The 21,700-nt window shown below is 45.1% G+C and carries 26 protein-coding genes and 1 riboswitch; of the genes, 21 read left to right on the top strand and 5 right to left on the bottom strand.

From position 1 onward, the window contains the following. Nucleotides 1-109 precede the first annotated feature (109 nt). Together EJA10_RS12360 and EJA10_RS12355 are read left to right on the top strand one after the other, a co-directional pair. Nucleotides 110-865 carry a 2-phosphosulfolactate phosphatase gene (locus EJA10_RS12360; RefSeq protein WP_125480321.1) on the top strand — a complete coding sequence of 252 codons (756 nt, stop codon included), beginning with the start codon at nucleotides 110-112 and terminating at the stop codon, nucleotides 863-865. A gap of 94 nt (nucleotides 866-959) precedes the next feature. Beyond that, nucleotides 960-1,910 carry a sensor domain-containing diguanylate cyclase gene (locus EJA10_RS12355; protein ID WP_125480320.1) on the top strand — a complete coding sequence of 317 codons (951 nt, stop codon included), beginning with the start codon at nucleotides 960-962 and terminating at the stop codon, nucleotides 1,908-1,910. 78 nt (nucleotides 1,911-1,988) lie between these two features. Here EJA10_RS12355 and EJA10_RS12350 read toward each other — a convergent pair whose 3' ends face one another. After that, on the bottom strand, nucleotides 1,989-2,474 hold the full coding sequence (locus EJA10_RS12350) for a QueT transporter family protein (protein WP_125480319.1): 486 nt from the start codon (nucleotides 2,472-2,474) through the stop codon (nucleotides 1,989-1,991). Nucleotides 2,475-2,480: 6 nt separating this feature from the next. Beyond that, nucleotides 2,481-2,525: riboswitch (PreQ1 riboswitch) on the bottom strand. 200 nt (nucleotides 2,526-2,725) lie between these two features. Beyond that, nucleotides 2,726-3,532, bottom strand: coding sequence for a PP2C family serine/threonine-protein phosphatase (locus EJA10_RS12345; protein ID WP_125480318.1), 807 nt, complete (start codon nucleotides 3,530-3,532; stop codon nucleotides 2,726-2,728). Nucleotides 3,533-4,086: 554 nt separating this feature from the next. Between EJA10_RS12345 and ggt the strand changes: the two genes are divergently transcribed. From ggt to EJA10_RS12285, 12 genes are all read left to right on the top strand, one after another. Beyond that, a complete protein-coding gene (gene ggt, locus EJA10_RS12340) occupies nucleotides 4,087-5,760 on the top strand; it encodes a gamma-glutamyltransferase (protein WP_125480317.1) in 1,674 nt (557 codons plus the stop codon). Between the two features lie 58 nt (nucleotides 5,761-5,818). Next, nucleotides 5,819-6,967: a M20 family metallopeptidase gene (locus tag EJA10_RS12335; RefSeq protein ID WP_342773914.1), complete on the top strand. Its 1,149-nt coding sequence runs from the start codon at nucleotides 5,819-5,821 to the stop codon at nucleotides 6,965-6,967. Nucleotides 6,968-7,091: 124 nt separating this feature from the next. Continuing rightward, a complete protein-coding gene (locus EJA10_RS12330) occupies nucleotides 7,092-7,946 on the top strand; it encodes a pirin family protein (RefSeq protein ID WP_125480316.1) in 855 nt (284 codons plus the stop codon). A gap of 270 nt (nucleotides 7,947-8,216) precedes the next feature. Further along, nucleotides 8,217-8,342 (top strand): FbpB family small basic protein, encoded by a 126-nt coding sequence (locus EJA10_RS12325; RefSeq protein ID WP_342773913.1) that lies wholly within the window; start codon nucleotides 8,217-8,219, stop codon nucleotides 8,340-8,342. Nucleotides 8,343-8,361: 19 nt separating this feature from the next. Continuing rightward, the gene (locus EJA10_RS12320; protein WP_125480314.1) at nucleotides 8,362-8,754 is read left to right on the top strand and encodes a sporulation protein; all 393 of its coding nucleotides are present in this window, start codon (nucleotides 8,362-8,364) and stop codon (nucleotides 8,752-8,754) included. A 24-nt stretch (nucleotides 8,755-8,778) separates the two neighbouring features. Beyond that, a complete protein-coding gene (locus tag EJA10_RS12315) occupies nucleotides 8,779-9,390 on the top strand; it encodes a protein kinase family protein (RefSeq protein WP_125480313.1) in 612 nt (203 codons plus the stop codon). 117 nt (nucleotides 9,391-9,507) lie between these two features. Continuing rightward, nucleotides 9,508-10,335, top strand: coding sequence for an SPL family radical SAM protein (locus EJA10_RS12310; protein WP_125480312.1), 828 nt, complete (start codon nucleotides 9,508-9,510; stop codon nucleotides 10,333-10,335). A 141-nt stretch (nucleotides 10,336-10,476) separates the two neighbouring features. Continuing rightward, entirely contained in the window at nucleotides 10,477-11,325 is an 849-nt protein-coding gene (locus EJA10_RS12305) for an STAS domain-containing protein (protein ID WP_125480311.1), read from the top strand. Between the two features lie 106 nt (nucleotides 11,326-11,431). Then, entirely contained in the window at nucleotides 11,432-11,953 is a 522-nt protein-coding gene (locus EJA10_RS12300; protein WP_125480310.1) for an AAA family ATPase, read from the top strand. A 2-nt stretch (nucleotides 11,954-11,955) separates the two neighbouring features. Continuing rightward, the gene (locus tag EJA10_RS12295; protein WP_125480561.1) at nucleotides 11,956-12,408 is read left to right on the top strand and encodes a GNAT family N-acetyltransferase; all 453 of its coding nucleotides are present in this window, start codon (nucleotides 11,956-11,958) and stop codon (nucleotides 12,406-12,408) included. A 130-nt stretch (nucleotides 12,409-12,538) separates the two neighbouring features. After that, entirely contained in the window at nucleotides 12,539-13,195 is a 657-nt protein-coding gene (locus EJA10_RS12290; protein WP_281274505.1) for a DsbA family oxidoreductase, read from the top strand. Between the two features lie 35 nt (nucleotides 13,196-13,230). Next, nucleotides 13,231-13,791 carry a maltose acetyltransferase domain-containing protein gene (locus tag EJA10_RS12285; RefSeq protein WP_125480309.1) on the top strand — a complete coding sequence of 187 codons (561 nt, stop codon included), beginning with the start codon at nucleotides 13,231-13,233 and terminating at the stop codon, nucleotides 13,789-13,791. 35 nt (nucleotides 13,792-13,826) lie between these two features. On the opposite strand, the gene EJA10_RS12280 is transcribed toward EJA10_RS12285, so the two are convergent. Further along, nucleotides 13,827-14,549: a DUF3784 domain-containing protein gene (locus EJA10_RS12280; RefSeq protein ID WP_125480308.1), complete on the bottom strand. Its 723-nt coding sequence runs from the start codon at nucleotides 14,547-14,549 to the stop codon at nucleotides 13,827-13,829. Between the two features lie 131 nt (nucleotides 14,550-14,680). Here EJA10_RS12280 and pnuC point away from each other — a divergent pair, with 131 nt between their 5' ends. Both pnuC and nadR read left to right on the top strand, forming a co-directional pair. Continuing rightward, complete coding sequence (pnuC, locus tag EJA10_RS12275) at nucleotides 14,681-15,388, top strand: nicotinamide riboside transporter PnuC (RefSeq protein ID WP_246017774.1); 708 nt, start codon at nucleotides 14,681-14,683, stop codon at nucleotides 15,386-15,388. After that, nucleotides 15,385-16,416, top strand: a complete 1,032-nt coding sequence (gene nadR / locus EJA10_RS12270; protein ID WP_211340564.1) for a multifunctional transcriptional regulator/nicotinamide-nucleotide adenylyltransferase/ribosylnicotinamide kinase NadR — start codon at nucleotides 15,385-15,387, stop codon at nucleotides 16,414-16,416. The genes pnuC and nadR overlap by 4 nt, the downstream gene beginning before the upstream one ends. A gap of 131 nt (nucleotides 16,417-16,547) precedes the next feature. On the opposite strand, the gene EJA10_RS12265 is transcribed toward nadR, so the two are convergent. Beyond that, nucleotides 16,548-17,753, bottom strand: a complete 1,206-nt coding sequence (locus EJA10_RS12265; protein WP_125480307.1) for an MFS transporter — start codon at nucleotides 17,751-17,753, stop codon at nucleotides 16,548-16,550. 480 nt (nucleotides 17,754-18,233) lie between these two features. Between EJA10_RS12265 and EJA10_RS12260 the strand changes: the two genes are divergently transcribed. The 3 genes from EJA10_RS12260 to EJA10_RS12255 all read left to right on the top strand — a co-directional run bounded on the left by EJA10_RS12260 (nucleotide 18,234) and on the right by EJA10_RS12255 (nucleotide 19,626). Beyond that, the gene (locus EJA10_RS12260) at nucleotides 18,234-18,854 is read left to right on the top strand and encodes a cell wall hydrolase (RefSeq protein ID WP_246017773.1); all 621 of its coding nucleotides are present in this window, start codon (nucleotides 18,234-18,236) and stop codon (nucleotides 18,852-18,854) included. 102 nt (nucleotides 18,855-18,956) lie between these two features. Next, nucleotides 18,957-19,085 (top strand): hypothetical protein, encoded by a 129-nt coding sequence (locus tag EJA10_RS23915; RefSeq protein ID WP_281274497.1) that lies wholly within the window; start codon nucleotides 18,957-18,959, stop codon nucleotides 19,083-19,085. A gap of 22 nt (nucleotides 19,086-19,107) precedes the next feature. After that, nucleotides 19,108-19,626, top strand: a complete 519-nt coding sequence (locus tag EJA10_RS12255) for a GNAT family N-acetyltransferase (RefSeq protein WP_125480305.1) — start codon at nucleotides 19,108-19,110, stop codon at nucleotides 19,624-19,626. A gap of 39 nt (nucleotides 19,627-19,665) precedes the next feature. On the opposite strand, the gene EJA10_RS12250 is transcribed toward EJA10_RS12255, so the two are convergent. Further along, nucleotides 19,666-20,112: a GNAT family N-acetyltransferase gene (locus EJA10_RS12250; RefSeq protein ID WP_125480304.1), complete on the bottom strand. Its 447-nt coding sequence runs from the start codon at nucleotides 20,110-20,112 to the stop codon at nucleotides 19,666-19,668. A gap of 128 nt (nucleotides 20,113-20,240) precedes the next feature. Between EJA10_RS12250 and EJA10_RS12245 the strand changes: the two genes are divergently transcribed. Next, nucleotides 20,241-20,873: a pyroglutamyl-peptidase I gene (locus tag EJA10_RS12245; protein WP_125480303.1), complete on the top strand. Its 633-nt coding sequence runs from the start codon at nucleotides 20,241-20,243 to the stop codon at nucleotides 20,871-20,873. Nucleotides 20,874-20,978: 105 nt separating this feature from the next. Further along, nucleotides 20,979-21,698 (top strand): 5-oxoprolinase subunit PxpB, encoded by a 720-nt coding sequence (gene pxpB / locus EJA10_RS12240; RefSeq protein WP_125480302.1) that lies wholly within the window; start codon nucleotides 20,979-20,981, stop codon nucleotides 21,696-21,698. Nucleotides 21,699-21,700: the final 2 nt, after the last annotated feature.

The following is a 21,700-nucleotide window of genomic DNA, read 5'->3' as shown; positions in this document are numbered from 1 at the left end:
GTTTCATAATGAGCCAGAGACAGATTTTCATATAGGGCTTAACACTGAGAAGGAATCGGCATGTAAAACGAGAATATATTTTCGTTAGAAAAAATACGAGGTGAGTTTCATGTTCAGCCAGGCTCCTTTTAAAGTGAAAATGGAATGGGGAAGACGCGGGGCCCGCGAGGCATCAGAACGAGGGGACATTGTCATCATTGTCGATGTGCTCAGCTTTTCGTCCACGGTCGTTTCAGCGTTAAAATCACGGGCTGTCATTTTCCCGTATCCACCGGATCTGGATGGGAAAAAGTTTGCAGAAAGCATAGATGCCGAGTATATTCTTGGCAGGTCAGAAGCAGCCAGAGCAGGGAGGCCAACTTTATCTCCTGTGTCATTCAGTGAGGTTCACCGTAACAAGCGCTATGTTCTGTCATCACTGAACGGAGCACATTGTTGCTGGATTGTCTCCAGAGTCCCAGCGCTGCTAACAGGGTCATTGCTCAATGCATCAGCAGCGGCAGCAGCAGCCGAGAAGCTCCAGCAGGAAACAGGCGCAGCCATTACGGTGGTCCCGTGCGGTGAAATGTGGAATGATGTGCGAGAAAATGAGAGCAGTTTGCGCCCCTCGGTCGAAGACTATTTGGGGGCAGGTGCCATCATCTCCAGGATGAACGGAGAGAAATCACCCGAGGCAGAAGTATGTGCGGCAGCTTTTAACGGTTCTGCAGGAAGAATGAAGGATCTGGTATGGGAATGCGGCAGTGGACGTGAGTTGCGGGAACGAGGGTTTGCAGAGGACGTCCGCTATTGCAGTCAGCTAGACATCACAGACACAGTGCCGATCATGGATGTGGGGGGCAGTTTCATAAAATATAGTTTTTAAAAGAAGATTCTCCTACTGTTTTCCTATTACTCTAGTATGGTAAAATCCAGTATATGGGAAGTTAACATCTTGTACGTACAGAGGATGGGTGTTTATGGAGGTTATTTTAGGACTGGTTATGGGAATAGGGCTTACGCTTGCTTTCTGTTTAAGAAGAAAAAAGGCTGAGCTTAAAGAAAAAGATAAGCAGGAAAACAGGATCGCGAGACTGGTCGAAAGTTCAAAGGATGTCATTTACTATTATCAAGTAAAGCCAGAGTATAAATTCAAATACATAAGCCCGTCATTGGATACCTACTTAGGGAAGGGTGTCGTAAAAGCGGCAATGGAAAATCCGTATGATTGTTTTGAACGCTCCCATCCGGATGATGTTGACAAGCTTCATAATAAAGTAACAGGCAATCTCGACTTTACCAAAACGATTCTCCAGCGCTGGCAGGGACCGGATGGCCAATACCTCTGGTTTGAGGAATATGCCACACCTGTTTACGAGGGTGGACAGCTGGTGGCGGTTCAGGGAATCATCCGGAATATTGATGAGAAAATAAAGCTGCAGGAAGACTTGGAATACAGGGTAAACCATGATGGATTGACGGGCATCTTCAATCGGAGTTACTTCGAGAAACAGGCAGAATTCTTCAATTCAAAAAAGAATGACAGAATCGCCATCATTTTATGCGATTTGGATAACCTGAAAAAAACGAATGATTCACTTGGACATAAACAAGGAGACAAGCTCATCATTGAGACAGCCCGGGTACTAGCTTCTTTTTCATCTAAGAACATCTCTGCATCAAGGATTGGCGGCGATGAATTCGCCATACTGATCAATGGGAAAGGGGAAGAGGAGGTATTCGATTTTATAGAATTCATTGAGTCTGCAATAAATCGTGCAAACTTGGATCAAATAGGTCCCATGATAGAAATATCAATAGGCTGCGCCTATTCCAGCAAATCCTTGGGGAAAATGGAAGAGTTGATGTCTGCTGCCGATGCAAATATGTATCAGTCGAAAAGGAGCAAGAAAGAACTCGTCTATTCATAGTTTGAACGGCATGGGAATAATAAAAGCTTTAACATTGAAAAAACGCATGGATTCCAAATCCATGCGTTTTAATCATAATTAGACCAATTTTTCCAGGTTCACACGCTTATGGATCGCAAGCATGACCGGAATGCCAATAGCCATTACCGTGAACTCGCCGGCTGCTGTTGTCAGCCAGGTGAACCAGAATGGCAGCCCGAATGCCAGGTTCAGCTCAAGGGCAATCAGGAACATGGTGAACGTGAAAACCAAAGTGTTCACAACCATGCGGCCGATGATATTCTTGATATATTTTGCCGTAAAAATCGCAATCAGCAGTGAAATCACGGACTGTCCTACTCCGAAGACAAGGTCATAAGCGACCATTGGAGAAAAGAGCAGGTTTGTTAAAAACACACCCAAAACGATTCCAAAGAAGTATTTCTTGTTGAAGACAATCAGGTGGTTGAACATTTCTGAGACGCGGAACTGCACGTTAGTGAAGCCAAAAGGCTGGATAATCGCGGAAACGGCAATATATAAAGCAGCGAGAATCCCGTTCCGGACAATCATCTTCGTATTCATTTTTCATCGCTCCTAGTTTTTTATCGTGGGATGGTTTCGAACCACGTAATTTTAAAGCCAGTTTTATATTATATAGAATGATAGACCATCTCTCACTGGGAATTTTTTTAGGATAATAGTAGGGATGTATTAGTGTCCTTCACAACCCGCGATGACGGACAGAAAAAGCGGAAAAACCAGAAAAAGTGTCCGTCATAACTCTTATGACGGACAGGAAAAGCAAGGTAATTACTCATACCCTCGACCTTATTTCACATATCACTAGGTTCACTCGCTTCTTCTTCCACTTCGACCATCCAGGAAACGATGGTCGTGCTGTCCCTTACTTGGTGAGCCTGAATCTTGGAAAGCAAGGTGCGTACCGCAGCTGTGTTGGCTTCTACATTAAATTCTTCGAAGATTGCTTTCGGTTCAAGATACGGTTCTCCAGGACATTCAACCAACCCGTCTGTTGTCATGAAAAGGTGGTTCAACCCTTTCCTCAATTCCCTGATGCCGCTGCTGTAGCAAGGTATGGGGAGATCGAATGTATTCACCTGCCCGATCCATTCGTAAAAATGGCGTTGATTCAGTTGGTATTGCCCCAGGCTGGCAAGTTCGGGATGGTGTAGGTATAAAAGGCAATCTCCTACAGAGAACCACCAGCAATATTTGCTTTTGCGGGCAACAATCAGGCAGGCAGTTTCTCCCTGGACATTCCTGCATTCTTCCAGAAAGTCCTGGCTCTGAAAAAGATTGATCACGAGCGCATGGACCTCCTGAAATGCAAGATTGGGAGTGCGAGCCAATGCTTCTTCAATATCTTTCTTTCGCTGGTTAAAATTCCGTACAATCAATTCTGCACTTGCTGCGGTATTATGAGCATCTAAAAGAATCATAAACTCCCAATCTTGCTCAAGGTCTGCTAACACAAAGCACCCATCTTCATTTTTATACTGCCCTGAACTGGAATTTCCTCCATACCTGCCAATCACGATATGTCCCAGCTCCAGGATGTTTGGCTGGTCGACGAAAGAATTTTGGCTTCCAATCCAGTCAAAAACGACATGACGATCCATATTTTTCCCCTGCCTTTATCATCTGGTAGCACTAGTCTACTATAATCACATACTTTTAGCTCCTGGTCTGCCAGGTTTTTCTCATTTTACTCACAATTGTTTTACAGAAATCGATACCGGGTACTTTGTTCTTTATACAGAAGAATTCTGGATAGCTATGAAGATACAAGCATGGTTACGCTGACATAGATCTAACGAGTGTTTATAGAACGAGAACACACGGCTGTGTGTTTTTTTCATAGTTTTTTTGCAAATTATAAAATGATTTAGTTGTGGATAACAGCAAAAGGTATTTTAATCTAGCTCCAGCGCCCAGCCCCTCGACAGACTTGTCCAGTGTCGCCTCCTAGAAACTCTGAAACTTCAACTCCGCCGGCAGAAGCAAAAAGCGCTTCTTTGTCGGAGTCTCCAGTTTCTGCGTTTCTGGACAGTGTGCTAAACATTCTATTTCGGTCCGCCCAATGAAGTCAAAGAACAACTTCACTGGTCGGCCCTCCAGTGCTTGTCGGGGCGGGACAAGGCGCTTGTGCATTTTGTTCAGGAGGTTATAGGACATGAAGGGAATTTATCGTAATCAAAAAAGTACGGAAACGACTGTAGAAAGCCAAAGGGGAGCAGGTCAGAACGGCATGGTGGCAAGTGCCGTCCGTGAAGCGACTGAGGTAGGGACAGAGATTTTAAGACAGGGCGGAAATGCGATGGATGCACTTGTCGCCGTGCAATTTGCTCTTAGTGTGGTCGAACTTTTCAATACGGGCATCGGTTCGAATGGTTTCATCATCTATTACGACAACCATAAGAAAGAAACCAGGGTCATAGAGGGACACTCGCAAGCACCTAAAGCTGTCACAAAAGATATGTTCATCAAAGAAGACGGAAGTGTGATGGATTACTTCCATAGGTCCACCCACCCTACGGCCGTGGCGATTCCAGGTACGATTAAGGCAATGGATACTGCATTGAAGAAATATGGGACCATGCCTTTGGACAAGGTGATTGAACCCGCTGTCCAGCTTGCGGAAAATGGTTTCCGGGTTAATTGGCAATGGGACCAGGCGATTGAAATCCTTAAGGTGCGGATGGGGGACGAGGCTAAGAAGTTTTTTATTCCTGAAGGGATTCCGAGAGTCGAAGGGGAGTGGGTGAAAAATAAAGATCTTGCCAAGACACTCCGACTTATCCAAAGGGACGGAATTGATGCCTTATATGATGGTGAGATCGGCGAAGCGATCGTTCGGACACTCCAGGAGCAGGGCGGTCTCATGACCATGGAGGATTTGCGGGAATATCAAGTAAAAATCGAAAAACCTGTCACTGGGTCTTACAAGGGGTATGAAATTGCAGCCCCGGCCCCTCCAAGCGGCGGCGGTATTACTTTGATCCAGATGCTCAAAATTCTTGAGAGCTTCAACCTGGAAAAGTATGAAAAGACATCCTGGCAAAAATATTACCTGCTTGCGGAAACGATGAGGTTATCCTTCTCCGATAAACTAGCCTATATGTCGGATCCTGCTTTCCAGGCCATACCTGAAAAGGGGCTCCTTCACCCGGAATATATCAAAGAAAGACAGAACATGATCAACTGGATTTCCAGGAATCCTGATATCGACTTTGGTGATCCATGGAAGTATGAAGGAGTTGAAAGCAGCAATGCTGAAGTCAAAGCTTTTAAGACCGGCGGAGAAACCACCCATTTTACTGCGGTGGATAAATGGGGAAATGTTGCAGCCTGTACATCTTCCATTGAACATGTCATGGGCTCGGGAATCATGGTGCCGGGTTATGGCTTCCTGTTAAACAATGACTTGACTGATTTTTATCCTGAGCCGAATCACATCAACAGCATTGAATCTGGAAAATCTCCGGTCAGCACGAAAACCCCGACGATTGTTTTTAAAGAAGGGAAGCCTGTCCTGACGGTGGGTTCACCAGGCGGCCCGACCATCATCGCTTCTGTTGCCCAAATGATCATCAATATCATGGACTATCATATGGATTTAAAAGATGCGATCGAGGAACCGAGAATTTATAACAGTACAGGACCATTCATCTGGTGGGAAGAAGGTATGGACGAGCAGGCAAAAATCAAGCTCGAAGATATGGGATTCGAGTTCCTTGAACGTGCGAAGCCAATCGGCAATGTCCAGGCGATCTTGATTGACCAGGAAGAAGGGAAGCTGTATGGTGCTGCCGATTCAAGCAGGCCTGGAGCAGCTATTGGCCTGTAAAAAAACGTTTAGGCTGGCCTAAAGGGAGGAATTGAAACTAGAGGAAGGAGGGCTTTTTATGGATAAAATAGAAAGCTATCTTGAAGGGAAAATGCCTGAAATGAACAATTTGCTTGAAAAACTCGTTAATATCGACAGCGGATCCTACAATAAAGAAGGTGTGGATCAAGTTGGAGATATCATCAGGCAAAAGTTTGAAGAACTCGGTATGTATGTAAAGGTCCACAGGGAAACTGAATTTGGGGATCATCTTGAGATAAAGTATAAGGAGGACAGTGATCCGAAAATCATCATCATTGCCCACATGGACACGGTCTTTCCCGAAGGAGAGGCGGAGAAACGGCCATATAAAGTCATTGGCGATAAAGCGTATGGACCTGGTGTCAGTGATGAAAAAGCAAGCCATGTTTCGGTCCTGTATGCATTGAAGGCTTTAATGGACAATGGATCGGATGCCTATAAAAATGTCCACATTATTTTTAACAGTGATGAAGAAGTCGGATCAAGGACATCAAAAGGAATCATCAAAGAAGCAGCAGAAGGAAAAGCCTATTCACTCGTGGTTGAATCGGGCCGGCCCGGGGATGCGATCGTTACCGAAAGAAAGGGAATAGGCCGGTTCGTATTCGATGTAAAAGGCAAGAGTGCCCATGCCGGGGTTGAGCCGGAAAGAGGGATAAGTGCCGTTGAGGAGCTGGCCCATAAAATCATTAAGCTCCAGAATCTGACCGATCTTGAACAAGGATTGTCCGTGAATGTTGGCCTTATTAACGGTGGCATTTCCTCCAACACGATCGCTCCTGAAGCACAGGCCCAGGTCGATGTACGGGTAAGGAACATGGATCAGGCCAATGAAATCACGAGCAAGATTACGGATATCGCCAATGATGAGGAAGTCAAAGGTACCACGACTGAACTAAGCGGCAGGATCGGAAGGCCTCCTATGGAAAAAGTCGAGGGCACAGAAGAGCTGGTGAATGCCATCCGGTCCGTTGGGGAGGAAATTGGCATGCAGATCCAGGAAGTGAGCACAGGCGGCGGTTCTGATGCTGCCTATACCTCAATCGAAGGGGTGCCTACAGTAGACGGGATGGGGCCTTTAGGCGAATTTTCCCACAGTGAAACAGATGAATATGTCGATTTGAAGACGTTCCCGAAACGGACTGCTCTTTTAGCTAAAACGATTGAACGTTTAAGTGAAGTTTAGTCCTGATAAAGAAAAGCGCTGCCTTCGCACTTCGCGGAGGAGCGCTTTTTTTGTGTGTGCACCACACTTGGGGGTATACTTACTAAAAGTCACCTTTTAACAGGAAATGACAGGAACAGGGAGGATGGGAAGAGTGTTTCAAAGGAATGTGAAAAATCATTGGACTGTACAATACGAAGAAAGAAGCCTGCCCCATGTGCAGGCAGGCATGGTCCTGAATCCGCAAGATTGGCGGGAGCTGGATCCGTTCATTCTTATGGCGGAGGACTGGTTCAAAAGAGGGGCGTTTTCAGACCATCCGCACCGGGGTTTTCAAACGATCACGTATGTGATAGACGGAAGGCTTGAACATATCGATAACCATGGCGGCCACAGCATCCTTGAAGCGGGGGACATCCAGTACATGAATGCCGGAAGCGGAGCACGTCACGCAGAGGAAGCGGTCGAGGACGATATTGCCCATACTTTGCAGCTCTGGCTTAATTTGCCGAAAGAGCTGAAAGGCACAAAGACATCCTACCAAAATGTCTATTCCGAGTCAGCGCCAACGGTCGATATTAATGGCGGGACTTTGAAGGTGTATTCCGGGGAAAGTGCAGGAGTGAAAGGCCCGCTTGAGCCATTGGTGCCTTTTACATTGTCGGAAATCCGTCTGTCTGAGGGAGCGGAATTCACCTATGAGCTTCCGGAAGGCCACAATGCGTTCCTTTATGTGCTTTCAGGGGATATCGAAGCCGGTGCCAACCCGACAAACCTGAAGAAATCCTCAGCAGCGACCGTGACCTTTAATGACGGCGGTGATGGTTCAAGTAAGCTTTTACTAAAAGCCAACAAGCGTTCCAGAGTCCTGGTATATTCAGGCATGCCGATCAAAGAGGAAGTCGTCGCGTATGGACCATTCGTCATGAACTCAATGGAGGAAATCCGCCAGGCCTACCGTGATTATCAGGAAGGGAAATTTGGCGCAGAGGCGAAGTGATTGACAGAATTCAGCCTCTCCATTATGATGAAGGTATACATTTGAATAGTGTCTCCTAAAGGGGAGTAGCTTTTACAACAGAGTCGTCATTACGGAGAATTCTCCCGGCTTTGTTGGCAACCATCGTTGCTAGCAAGACCTTTGCCATTTTTGGTGAAGGTCTTTATTGTTTTCAGGAACCTTCACCGGATCAGGTGAAGGTTTTTTTATTTCAATAAAATCATTTTTCCCTTTTCCAACATAAATTTTAATAATGGAGTGTGATCAATCATGAAGAAAAAGCTTAGCTTTGATGAATTGGTAAAAAAGAACAAGGAAGAATTATTGGCAGATCAGCAGCTTCTGGAGAAAATCGAGAAGCGTCTTGACGAGAAATATACGAAACCAAAAAAGTAACGTTAGATGGAGGAAAAGGATGCTCTTACGGAAGTATATGTCATTGATGGGTGTGGGGTCGGCCCAAATCGACCTTATTCTGGAGAAGGATGTGCTAAAGCCTGGAGAATCAGTTAATGGAAAATTTCTGATTAAGGGTGGAACGGTACATCAGGATCTCAGGCAAATTCAATGTTCCCTTGTCATGGTGAATTCGAAAACCGAGACTGAAAAAATCATGGATACGGCAACTACCGAAATCAAAACCGTGATCCAGCCCGATGGAGATCACCAGGTTCCCTTTTCCTTTAAGCTGCCCCTGGATGTTCCGCCATCCAACAAGCAGATCTCCTATCATTTTAAAACAAAGCTTACATTTGATCAGGGAGTAGAAAGCTGGGATGAAGACATGATCAAAGTGGTGAAGGGTTGATTGAGAGGAAAGGAGTGGAACCAGATGAACCAGTATGAACGTCTAGCCAATAGTGTAAGGTATTCCGTCAAGGGTTCCCAGGTAGTTTTGTTGAATAAAGACCAGCGTCTAAAGCTGATTGGAAAGGGAAGGAGTGCCTTTGCCTTCAGAATTAGCGGCACAAAGTACGTGTTAAAGGTGTTTTTCCCTCAGTTCGAGAAAATAGCTGCGGAAGAGGCCGAAATCTATAAACATCTCAAGGATAACCATTTCTTCCCGGAACTCCACGAATCCGGGAGGAATTATCTCGTGATTGATTATGTTCAGGGTACGACATTTTTTGAATGCCTGGTCAAAGGGATGCCGATTGCTGCAGGCCATATTAAAGAGGTCGATGAAGCTCTTCAGCTGGCCAGGAAGAATGGACTGAACCCATCCGATATCCATCTCCGCAATATCATCATCACTCCCCAAGGAGACATAAGGCTGATTGATGTTGCGCGCTTCCGGCAGACAAAGCGATGCTCACAGTGGGATGATTTAAAGGCAGCATTCCATAAATTTTACAGGCTTAAGTTCTTTCCGAAAAAAATGCCTGAGATTGCCTTGAACACCATCGCTTATATTTATAAAAAAGGACTGTTTCCGTCGCTTTAATCGGTGGAGCTGAAAGCGGCGGCCTGTCCCGATACATAAATTACCAGACTCTGAAAAAGGGTCTATTTGCCTGCAGGTCCTTATAATGAAAGAAGCTGCCCTGAAGAGGTGAAAAGGATGAAACAGAATGTAAAAGAAATTGTCTCCAAATCGATCTTGACGAAAGGGACAGGCTTGCTGAATGAATACTCCCATTCGCTCAATCCTTATGCAGGGTGTGCATTCAGCTGCAGTTATTGTTATGTAAGGGAGTTTCCTGTTTCCCTTTTCCGGGATGAAGAGTGGGGGACATGGATTGATATTAAGGCAAATGCAGCTGAACTGCTGCGGAAAGAATTGATCAAGGCAAAGAAAAAAGGAGCGGTGACCATTTTTATGTCATCCGCTACAGATCCTTATCAGCCTATAGAATCGAAAACGCTGCTGACTCGCAGCTTGCTCGAAGTCATGCTGGAGAACCCGCCTGATTTCCTGTTTGTACAGACGAGGTCACCGCTCGTCACCAGGGACCTTGATGTTTTTAAACGATTTGGTGACAGGCTTAGGGTGTCGATGACAATCGAAACGGATAAGGAAGAAATCCGCAAAGCCTTTGCGCCAACTGCTCCTCCCATTCAAGCGCGTATGAACGCTTTAAAGACAATAACAGAGGCAGGCGTCCTGACCCAGGCGACCATCTCTCCGTTATTGCCGTGTTCCCGGGAGTTTCCAAAAAAACTGAAGGGGCTGGCAAACCGGATTGCCATTGATGATTTTTGGATGGGAGATGGCAGCGGAGGCAGGCGGACTGCCAGGCTTGGAATCTCCAAGATCTATGACCAGTTCGGCATGGGAAAATGGTACAACCCATCGGCCTATAAGGTGGTTTTAAAAATGCTGAAAGATGAACTGGGAGAGGGTGCAGAAGTACTTGTCTCGCAACATGGCTTCAGCCCTGGCCGATAATCAGTGAATACCCGAGCAAGTGTAAAAACTTGTCCTGCTTTCTGCTCCTGCGTTATGATGGATGATAACAGTGAATTTTGAAATCCATTTGGTCTAAAGATATAGATGAAAAAATCGTCATCGGTACATGGAGGAATATAAATGACAAAAGAACTGCAGGCATTAGGAGAAGCAATCGTCCGCAAGAAGCATGAAATCGCCAAAGCTGTCCACGCAGACAGGTATTCTGAGGCGGTTTTGACTGAAGCCCAAAAACACGAGCTTGGAAAAATCGAGCAGCATATCCTTGAGGTCAGAGCGAACTTCATTGGATTGTTTGGTGAAGCCCTGATCGACCATGAAGAGCAGGAAAAGAATTTCGGAAAAATCACCACCTGGGGAAAAGAAACAGGTGAGTATATCTATAAACTGGGAGCTTCTTTAGACGAAGCCCTTAAAGATACTGGCTTTTACCGTGAACATATCTGGAAAGCCATTAAAGAGGAAGCCAGGGATATGTCTGCATCAACTGTGTTCGACGTACTGGAAGTAATCGACCCATTAATGGATCACGCGATATACAGCTTCAGCCTTACATTTGTTGAGTCACATCAAAAGAGCCTTGAAAATGCGAAAACAGCATTGCTTGAACTATCCGTACCGGTCGTTCCATTGTTGCCAGGGGTAGGCGTGCTGCCGCTTGTCGGGAACGTAGATACAGAGAGAGCCCAGCTTTTGATGGAAGAAACACTGGAACAGGCGGTTAAGCTTAAGCTGACCCATCTCATTTTTGACGTTTCCGGTGTCATGATTGTCGACACCATGGTTGCGGATCAGCTGTTCAAAGTCATCAGCGCCCTGTCACTTGTTGGCGTCAAGACGATCATGACCGGTATTCGCCCAGAAGTTGCCCACACAATGGTAACACTCGGACTGAATCTTGAAGGCATTACGGTAAAATCAAACCTCCATCAGGCATTCAAGGAAATCCAGACTTTAAAAAATGCATAAATGCATCAAAGCTGCCCAGCGCAGCTTTTTTTATTTGGAGCAAAAAGAGGATTTTGCCTGTTTAAAGAGAATGGTGAAGATAAACAAAATGCAAAGTGATGATGTTATGAACAAGAAAATACCTCGAAAAATCCATATCATCGGCTCAGTCGGAAGCGGGAAAACAACTATGGCCAAAAATCTATCGGCCTCTCTGAATCTTCCCCATTATGAACTTGATAATGTCGTATGGCAGAGGGAGAAAACAGGCGACATCAGGCGGAGCGAGGATGAAAGGAATGAATATTTGGGAACCATCCTCGAGTCAGCCTCATGGGTGATTGAAGGTGTCCATTATGGATGGGTTAAGGATAGCTTTGATAATGCGGATGTCATCATCCTTCTGGATCCGCCTTACAGGAGAAGGTTATACAGGATTACGAGAAGATTTATTTTACAAAATCTAGGCATGGAAAAAGCAAATTACAAACCATCATTCAGCATGTTTCGAAAAATGTTTGAGTGGAACCGGAATTTCGAAGAAAAGAACAGGAAAGAAATCCTGGCCATCCTCTGTGACTATAAAGAAAAGCTGGTGTTGATTCGTGATGCCAGAGAACTTAGGGATAATGATAATTGGAGGTTTTGATGATGACTGAATTAAGATTGAGGACAGCAGAAGAAAGAGACATACCTATGCTTGCACATTTAATGGAGCAGTATATTGTTGATTTTTATAAAAAGCCAAAGCCTGCTGAAGGGGAATTGGAAAAGCTGATTCGCCATCTGCTGGACCACCCGGATTCAGGGTTGCAGTTTGTTGCTGAAAAAGAAGGGAAGCTGTTAGGCTTCGCAACTTTGTATTTTACCTTCAGCACACTGCAGGTCAAACGGGCAGCAATCCTGAATGATTTATTCGTTACAGTTGAGGCGAGAGGCCAAAAAGCAGGCGAGCAGCTTTTTGCCAAATGCCTGAATTACATAAGGGAAAACCAATTCGCCCATATGACATGGGAAACTGCCCGGGATAACTATGTTGCTCAAGGGCTATATGATAAAATGGGCGGAAAGCAATCACAATGGCTGGTATATGAAATCGAATAGAACCCTGGCCAGCAAGCAATTCTCGTGTAATTTGAATACTTACCACCTATACTATAGTGGGAATAAACAATAGGAGGGACCTGTTATGCATATTGAAATGTGGACGGACTTTGCTTGACCATTTTGCTATATTGGCAAAAGGCGTCTGGATGACGCCATTAAACAGATTGACCATCCAATTGAAGTGACGTATCGATGCTTCGAGCTGGATCCAAATATGGGAACGGAAATTAAAGAAAATATATACGAAGCCCTCGCGAAGAAATATGGAATGAGCATAGCCCAGGCCAAAGCAAGCACACAAAATATGGTGCAAATGGCGAAAGAGTCAGGGCTGGATTATCAGATGGATACACTTATTCTAACCAATACATTCGATGCCCACCGGTTGACAATGTTTGCGAAAAAACATGGATTGATGGCCGAGATGACTGAACGCATTTTGCGGGCTTATTTTACCGAATCAAAGCATATCGGTGACAGGGAAACCCTTGCTGAGCTTGGTGCTGAAGTTGGGCTGGACCGTGAAGCTGTTGAAAACATGCTTACCAGCGATGAAATGTCTGACGAGGTCCGAGCCGATGAGCGAACGGGCCAGCAGTATGGGATTACGGGTGTCCCATTCTTCCTGATTAATAAGAAATACGCGATTACAGGTGCCCAGCCAACAGACGTGATCGTACAGTCTTTAAAGAAAATCATTGCTGAAAATAAAATTACTGTTTTGAACAGCGATGAAGGAATGATCTGCGATGATGATGGCTGTGAAATCCCCAATAAGGACTAGCGGGAAAAATCTGCAGCTGAAATGAGGATAAGCGAATGAAACCGGAAAAGGAAAAAATGCTTGATGGCGAGCTTTACAATGCAGCCGATCCTGTACTGGTGCAGGAGAGGGAAAATGGCCGCAGGCTTACAAGGCTATATAATCAAACGGTTGAAACAGATTATGTCCACCGGATAAGCATCCTTAAAGAGCTCCTGGGCTCAACAGAAAATCAGTTTTATATCGAGCCGACCTTCAGATGTGATTATGGCTACAACATCCATATCGGCGAAAACTTCTATGCCAATTTTGACTGCGTGATTCTTGACGTTTGCGAAGTGCGGATCGGCAAAAATTGCTTCATGGCACCGGGGGTGCACATCTACACAGCGACGCATCCGCTCCACCCGATCGAACGGATTTCTGGCGTTGAATACGGAAAGCCAGTCACCATTGGTGATAATTGCTGGATCGGCGGCAGGGCAGTCATCAATCCTGGCGTGACAATTGGCAATAATGTCGTTGTTGCCTCCGGAGCGGTGGTCACGAAAGATGTACCAGATAACGCAATCGTCGGCGGAAATCCGGCGAAGATCATTAAAATGGTTGAAGTATAAATGAAAGGTGCCCGAATTGATCCGGGCACCATTTTTTAATCCGTTTTTTCAGAAAGCATTTCGTACCATTCTCTTGTATCCTCTGGATTCTTGCTGTTGATAAAAATCTTCTTGCTGTCAGTCTCGATATACAAGTAAGGGGAGGAGTTTTTGTGGATGAACAGCAGACTGCTTCCGTAACCTGTCACTTTGAACTGACCCTTTGACATGGTTGCCAGGCCGATTCCGTTTTGTCTCCATGTCACTTCCGGCATTTCATCCAATAATTGAACATCCTGAATCTCAGAGTACTTCCAATCACCGCCGTATAATCCGGTAACCTCGAAGGAATCACTGTTCTCCTTTAATTCAAAGTCCTGGTAGCCGAAGTAATACAGTCCTGCAACCAAGCCAATGGTAATGATGGCCATGCTGGACTGAATGATATAACTCCGCTTCCGTTTCTCCCTGACCTCATACCTTGTTAAGTAAATCAGTCCTCCAAGCAGGAACACCAGCATGAAGCCAAATTGAACCTCGACTCCATACAGGAATCCAGTGAAGCTCAAAGGCAGGAGAATGATCATCCCGCCAGCGGTAGCTAGCATCAGCTTGCCAACTCCCTGAGGATAGCCATTCTGGATCAGCCGCTGTTTTTCATCCTCAGATTTGCGGTTGAAATTCGAGATAAGCCAGTACCATTCCTTTTTAATGATCGCCCAGCCAAAGAAAAGAAACATAAGAATGAGGAAAATTTGAATACCTAATAAAAAATTCATACAACCACCTCTTTTAACAAATATACGTTTTGGCCGCTGAGCAAGTTTCATAGATATGAATAAAAAGGGAAAATCATGAAGCTTGTTGAATTAAAAATGGAAGACAAAGTAACTAACAGCAGGGAGTGTAAATGATGAGATTTCTAAAGGATTGGACTGCTTTTGAAAAAAGCTGGCTGCTTATTTTCACGGCGGTCAACATCTATTTGTTTTTTGCCTGGGAGGATTCGCTCTTAGGCCTGATTTCCTCCATCACAGGAATGCTTTGCGTAGTACTTGTGGCAAAGGGAAAAATTTCAAACTATTATTTCGGGATCATCCAGACTTCTACCTATGCCTACATTGCCTATACATATGGACTGTATGGCGAGGCTATGCTGAATGGACTTTTTTACTTCCCAGTCCAATTCATTGGGATTTATATGTGGAAGAAGAATCAGCTGAAAAACAGTGAAAGTGTGAAAGGGGAAGATATCCCTGTTCAGCGCCTTACGAAACAGGGCTGGGTCAAATTGCTTGCTGTTGTCGCCATTTCGATTGTTGCGTACGGTTTCTTCCTGAAATACCTGGGCGGGAAAAGCGTCTGGATTGATTCGGCTACCAACGTGCTATCCGTTTCAGCCCAAATATTGATGCTTAGGCGATTTGCTGAACAATGGGCATTGTGGATTTCCGTTAATGTACTTTCCATCATCCTGTGGTTTGGTGCATTGGTTTCCACGGGAGGCAACGAACTGTCGATGCTCGTGATGTGGTCCGCGTTCCTGGTAAACTCCATCTATGGATATATGAACTGGACGAAAATGTCAAAGGAGCAGGAGTTGGAAAAATCATCATGATGAAGGGCAGAGTAGGGATGTTCGGGGGCAAATTCGTTCCCGTCCATCTTGGGCATGTGTACGCGATGATCAAGGCCAGCACAATGGTCGACGAACTTCATGTCATTGTTTCCTATGATACAGAATATGAGAAAGAGGTCATTTTCAAGGATGCAAAGATACCGTATATACCTTTTCAAGTGAGGTTAAGATGGTGGAAACAGCTGACAAAGGACCTGCATCATGTCCATGTCCACGCAATTGAAGAAATCCAGACTGGTCAATTTTCCGACTGGGAAAAAGGATCAGAGAGCATCAGGGAAGCAATCGGCAAGGAAATCGACTTTGTTTTCAGCTCAGAACAACAGTACAGCCATTATTTTGATGTCCTATATCCTCAAGCGAAGCATGTCGTAATCGATGCCGGCAGGGAGAAGTATCCGATTTCCGCGACGGCAATCAGGTCGGAAGGAGCTTTTAAGTATTGGGATATGCTTCCCAGGGTGGTACAGCCCTTCTTTGTAAAAAAAGTGGTCATCGTAGGGACAGAAAGCAGCGGCAAATCGACACTCGTAAGCAATCTGGCAGCCCTCTACAATACAGTATATGTCGAGGAAATCGGCAGAACGTTCTATGAAAGACTGGGAGACTTCGAAACAATCACATTGTCAACGGACTTCCCTGAAATCGCGATAGAGCATAAGTATCACGAAAAACAGCAAGCGGGAAAAGCCAATAAAGTATTGTTCATTGATACAGAAGCGACCGTTACACAATATTTTGCAGGGCTTTATCTCGGGGAACACCAATCTGTTCTGGATTCACTTGCTTCCATCCAAGACTATGATTTATGGCTATTCCTCGAACCTGATGTAAAATGGTTCGATGATGGTACCAGAAGCTTTGGCTTACAATCCATTCGGGATGCAAATAACAAAACACTTAAGGAGTTATTGTATAAAAATGGCGTAGTCTTTGAAATTATAAGCGGGGATTATACTGAAAGATTAAGCAAGGCGGTCCAGCTTGTAGATGAACTGATTACATAGCTGACAGCCGGTTAATTCACTTGGTATGACGGACAATAAAGAAGGATTTCCAACGATTAGTGTCCGTCATAACCAATAGGAACCAAAAAAAGCTGCCTGTGCACTACCAGGCAGCTTTTCGTATATAATGATCAGCTTGCATTTTGTTCGGCTTCGGAGGTTGCTCGCAAATTCCGTGATTTTAGGAAGAAGATGGTGGTCATGACGATGGACAGAACACCGAACATGACGCTCATGTTCTGCAGTCCGACTGCGTCGAGCAGGAATCCGGTCATCAGGAGGACAACCTGGAAGAAAACGCGGTCCATCATGTTCCTGAAGGAGAAGAAACGTCCATGATATTCCTTTGGCACTCGAGTCTGGAAAATTGTTGCGGCCGTTGGGAAAAAACAGCCTACCGAAAAGCCGAACAGCAAAAAGGCGATGATTGTCAGCACGGGCAGATCGGCAAAGTAGAGCAGAAGTTGAGAAAAACCGATCAGCATGGAGCTGGAAAATAAGATTTTATAGGGTGAGAACTTATCGTTGATCTTTTTGATTAAAAACGCTCCGCTCATGAAGGCAATTCCTTCGGCGGTATAAATCCATCCCTTGATGGCAGAGCTGGCCTGCAGCTCACTGATATTGATGACGACCAGGTTGAAGCCTCCAAGGAAAATCAGCGGGATCAAGGTCAATATCAAGGTCATCATCACAATCGGCAGCTTGAGGATGATAGGAAATACATCCTTGAAGCCTTGATTCTGGGCATTTCCTTTGGATGCATTCCCTTTTTTGTTCTCATCAAACTGCAGGAACCATGTCATTCCGAACAGAATAACGTAAGCTGCCATGGACAGGAGGTAGACCGCATCCAGCGGGATGGCGACCAGAAGGATTCCGGCTGCTGCTGTACCGATGATCCTCGATATAGTGGCCACATTCATATGAACTCCATTAAGCTGGAGGAGATCCTTTTCTTCCACGACCAGCGGGATGGCTGCCTGGAGTGCAGGAAAATAAAATGCGGCAGATATTTGCAAGAGCACAAGGAAGACCAGCATCCACCACACTGATCCGGTTTGAATCGCGATAAGCATGAAGACGACACTTACTGCACGGACAAATCCCGAAACAAGCATCACCATCTTCTTGCTGTATTGGTCAGTCAGCCTTCCTGCCATAGGGCCGACGACGATCCCGGCCAGCAGCCCGGCTGCAAGCAGCAGCGATTTGAAAAAGTCTGAAGGAATCTTTTCCTGCATGAACTCGAGATTCCCGATAATCCCCAGCCACAGCCCAAGCCCGGCAATAAATTCCCCGGCCAATAGAATCCACACATTCTTGTTTCTCCACATATCTGAACGCCTCACGATTTCTGATGATTTTGTATTAAACGCAGGTTGTCTAATGAATATAATAAATGGCTCTGTTAAAGCAGAATGTGCTTTTAGCACCTGTTGATTGTAGTGGAAGGCGCGTAGACTCCTTTGGGCTCAGCGCCAGCCCCGCGGAAAGCGAAGCGCCTGGAACGAAAATATCAACAGCTAAGTTTAATAGAGCCTAATAAATAATAAACCTTACAGTATACAATTATCCTTTAAATCCAATTCTTCGTAAAGCTAAATATTTATGGAATTACAATATAAAAACGTTGAAGATAACGGAAAAGATACGCTTCTATGAAATTTATACCATCCGGGATAACATTTTCCATTCTTTTGGCCGAGTTTTCTATGTGAATAACAGGGAAAGGAAATAAGGGTGAGAACGGAACAGGAGGTGAATCTTTTCTCGAATTGCCGTACATATCGATACATAAAAAAGGAGTGGGAAATTTGAAAAAGTACATAAAGAGCCTGGCGGCAGCCATTACGATTTTTGCGATCCTTGGTTTTGGACAGCCCGAAGCACAGGCTGCAACGTTAACATCTGGAACAGTTGGTTCTGATGTAACGTATGTTCAATCCATTTTAAAGAAGCTGGGCTATTTCAAAACCGAAACAACCGGATACTATGGACCGATTACCGTCAATGCGGTTAAACAATTCCAGAGAGATTTTGGCATCGAGACCACTGGAGGAGTCGGCCCGAAGACAGCGCAGCTGCTCAACGAGATGGAAATGATGGCTCATGTCGTTTACGGTGAAGCACGCGGAGAGAGCTACCAGGGACAAGTTGCCGTTGCAGCGGTGGTTTTGAATCGTGTCGACTCTAATGACTTTCCGGATACCGTTCGGGATGTCGTTTTTCAAAGAAATGCTTTCACAGCGATCAACGACGGCCAATACTATTTACAGCCCAATGATATCGCCTACCATGCCGTGAAGGATGCATTGCTCGGCTGGGACCCTTCTAATAGCTCGCTCTATTATTACAACCCGAGACTTGCTACCAGCCAATGGATCTTTACCAGAACAGTAACGAAGCAAATCGGCAATCATTATTTTGCTTACTAGTTGCACGGCACCGATTCAAAGCCTGAATCGGTGCTTTTTTACATTTTACAGGGGAAAAAGGACAAACTATCCACAATCACCAGGATAAAGGAGCTGGAAAGCATGAAAAAGGATAAGAAGGATTTCAAATTGAGCTATGAATCGGATGGGAAAATGGATAAGCACAAAAATGAAGATAAGAAAAAGAACAAAAGTGCCAACTTTTTTAATGTAACACCAGACAGCGAATAACGGGAATAAAGGAGCATGGAAAATGGCTGAAGAAAAGATTGTACGGGCGACAGAAGAGGATTTGCCTGTCATTGGTGAGATGTTTGCAGATTGCAAAGAGTACCTCGAATCGAGGGGCATTTTGCAATGGGATGAAAAATATCCCAACCATGAATACTTTGAAAACGCAATGCAGGGTGAGGAATTGTTTGTCCTGAAAAAGGGTGAGGCAACAATCGGGGTTATGGTACTGGATGAATGGCAGACCCCTGAATGGGAGGCAGCCCAATGGACGGAAACGGACGGCAAGCCGCTGATTCTCCATTCGTTTTGTGTTGATCCTTCTGCCCAGGGGGGAGGGTATGGAAGCAGGATGCTCCAGTTCGCTGAGGATTTTGCGAAGGAAAATGGGTACAGTGCGCTCTGTCTTGATACATACTCAGGAAATGAGAGTGCGGTCCGTTTTTATAAAAAAAGAGACTATGATATTACCGGCGAAGTCATCATGAAAGGCAAGCCAGAAGGCCATGAATTATATGTTTGCTTCGAAAAGTTATTCTGATGATGAAAGAAACCCTGCCTCTTATGACAGGGTTTCTTTCTATATTTCAATCTTCATAAACTTGTTCAAATCCCGGAACCCGAGTTTCTCGTATAAACGAATGGCTTTTTCGTTAAAAGTAAAGACATTAAGGCGGACATCGTCATATCCCAGGTACTTAAACTCGATCAAGCTCTGCTCAAGCAAAGATTCGGCGACCCCTTTCTTCCTGAACTCCTGCTTAACGTAAACATCGCTGATCCAGCCAATTTCTTTTTGGGTGAACCAATCGAGGCTCCGGTCCACCAAAACCCAACCGGTCAGAGTATCTTCGGTCCTGGCTACCAGAAAATAAGCTCCTTGGCTCAGAGAGTTCTTGTAAGCCGCAATCATCTCTTCCTTGTTATTATCGGCCTGAATTCCTGTGGCTTCCGCCCTGTTCCGTCCAGCAAGGCTGAAAATTTCTTCCACTTCCCGACCGGTTGCTTTCCCGTATTCCAATTCCATCCCATCACCTGACCATTTATTAGAATATTAGAACTATAGTCAATATTAAAAGTTTAAAAGGTATATATCCATAGTTAACTATAGTAAAATTTTTAATACATCTATTTTGTAGAAATGAGGTTTTTAAAATGAAGGTTCTGATCTCCGGCTTCGTGCCGTTTGGGAAGATGAGCATCAATCCGACTGAGGAGCTGCTGAAAGAGGCAGAAAGATTTGAGATTGAGGATGTAGAAATATCAACAATTTTGCTGCCTGTAAATTATGATGAGTGTGCAGGGGAGTTGATTGCGAGAATGGAAGAAGTCAAGCCGGACGTGGTGATCTCGTGCGGACTGGCGGCTGGCAGGACGTCGATCACGCCAGAGAGAATCGGCATCAATGTGAAAGACACCGGTTCCGGGGATCCTTATCCTGATAATAAAGGCAATATCCCTGTCGATGAAGTCATTGACGAGCAAGGCCCGGATGGCTTGTTTTCGACTCTTCCGAACCGGCAGATCGAAAGGAACCTGAAAGAGGAGAATATCCCTGCGGCCATTTCCAACAGCGCAGGAACATTCATCTGCAATAACACGCTTTATGCCGTTTTAAATCATATCAGCAAAAATGACCTGCCAATCAAGGCCGGCTTCATCCATTTCCCTGCTTCGGCAGAAATGGCCGCGCGCAACCCTTCCTTGCCATCCCTGCCGCTGGAAATGATGACAAAAGCATTGAAGGTAATCGTCGAGACCTGTGTCAGGACAGAAGTAGTGAATTAAAGTTGGCTTTTGCTTGTATTCTATAAGATTGAAAAGAAGTGATAAACTAAATCGGTCTTAAAGAATCATCAATAGGAAATACAAGGATCCCAAAAGGAGCATGAAATGAAACTTGATATTTTGCCGCTGGGGGATTTGGCAATTGTGATTTCATTTGGGGATGTGATTGCTGATAGAACGAATGTGCAGATCCGCCAGTTCATGAAGAAGCTGGACTATGCGAACATCAAAGGCATCGTCGAATGGGTTCCTGCTTATACATCACTGACTGTATATTATGAGCCTGATATCCTTCCCTATGAATCTCTTGTTGCTGAACTCAACAAAGTACATCTTCGCAACGAACATTCTCTGGATTCAACTTCGATCGTCAACGAAATCCCTGTTTGCTACGGAGGAAAGTGGGGGCAGGATTTGGGCTTTGTCGCTGACCATCATGGCATGCCGGAGCAGGAAGTGATCAACCTCCATGCAAACAGGGAATATCTTATATATATGATGGGATTCATGCCCGGTTTTCCCTACCTGGGAGGCTTGCCGGAAAAATTGGCAGTACCGAGGCTGGAGAAGCCGCGAGAGAGTGTGGTTCCTGGCTCAGTCGGGATTGGCGGGAATCAGACAGGGATTTATCCATCTGATGTTCCTTCCGGGTGGAGAATTATCGGAACAACGCCGGTAACCTTGTTTGCGCCTGAGAAAGCAGAACCTTTTCTCGTCCGTTCCGGTCACTACATTAAGTTTATCCCAATTGACGAGGAGCAATTTTTAGCGATCAAACAAATGGGCGATGCCTATCAGGTGAAGAAATACGAGAAGGAGGGCTAGAA

The organism is Mesobacillus subterraneus, from assembly GCF_003937825.1.
Classification (GTDB): Bacteria; Bacillota; Bacilli; order Bacillales; family Cytobacillaceae; genus Mesobacillus; species Mesobacillus subterraneus.
The sequence above is the reverse complement of the archived record's forward strand: the minus strand, read 5'-3'. Positions and strand labels throughout refer to the sequence as shown.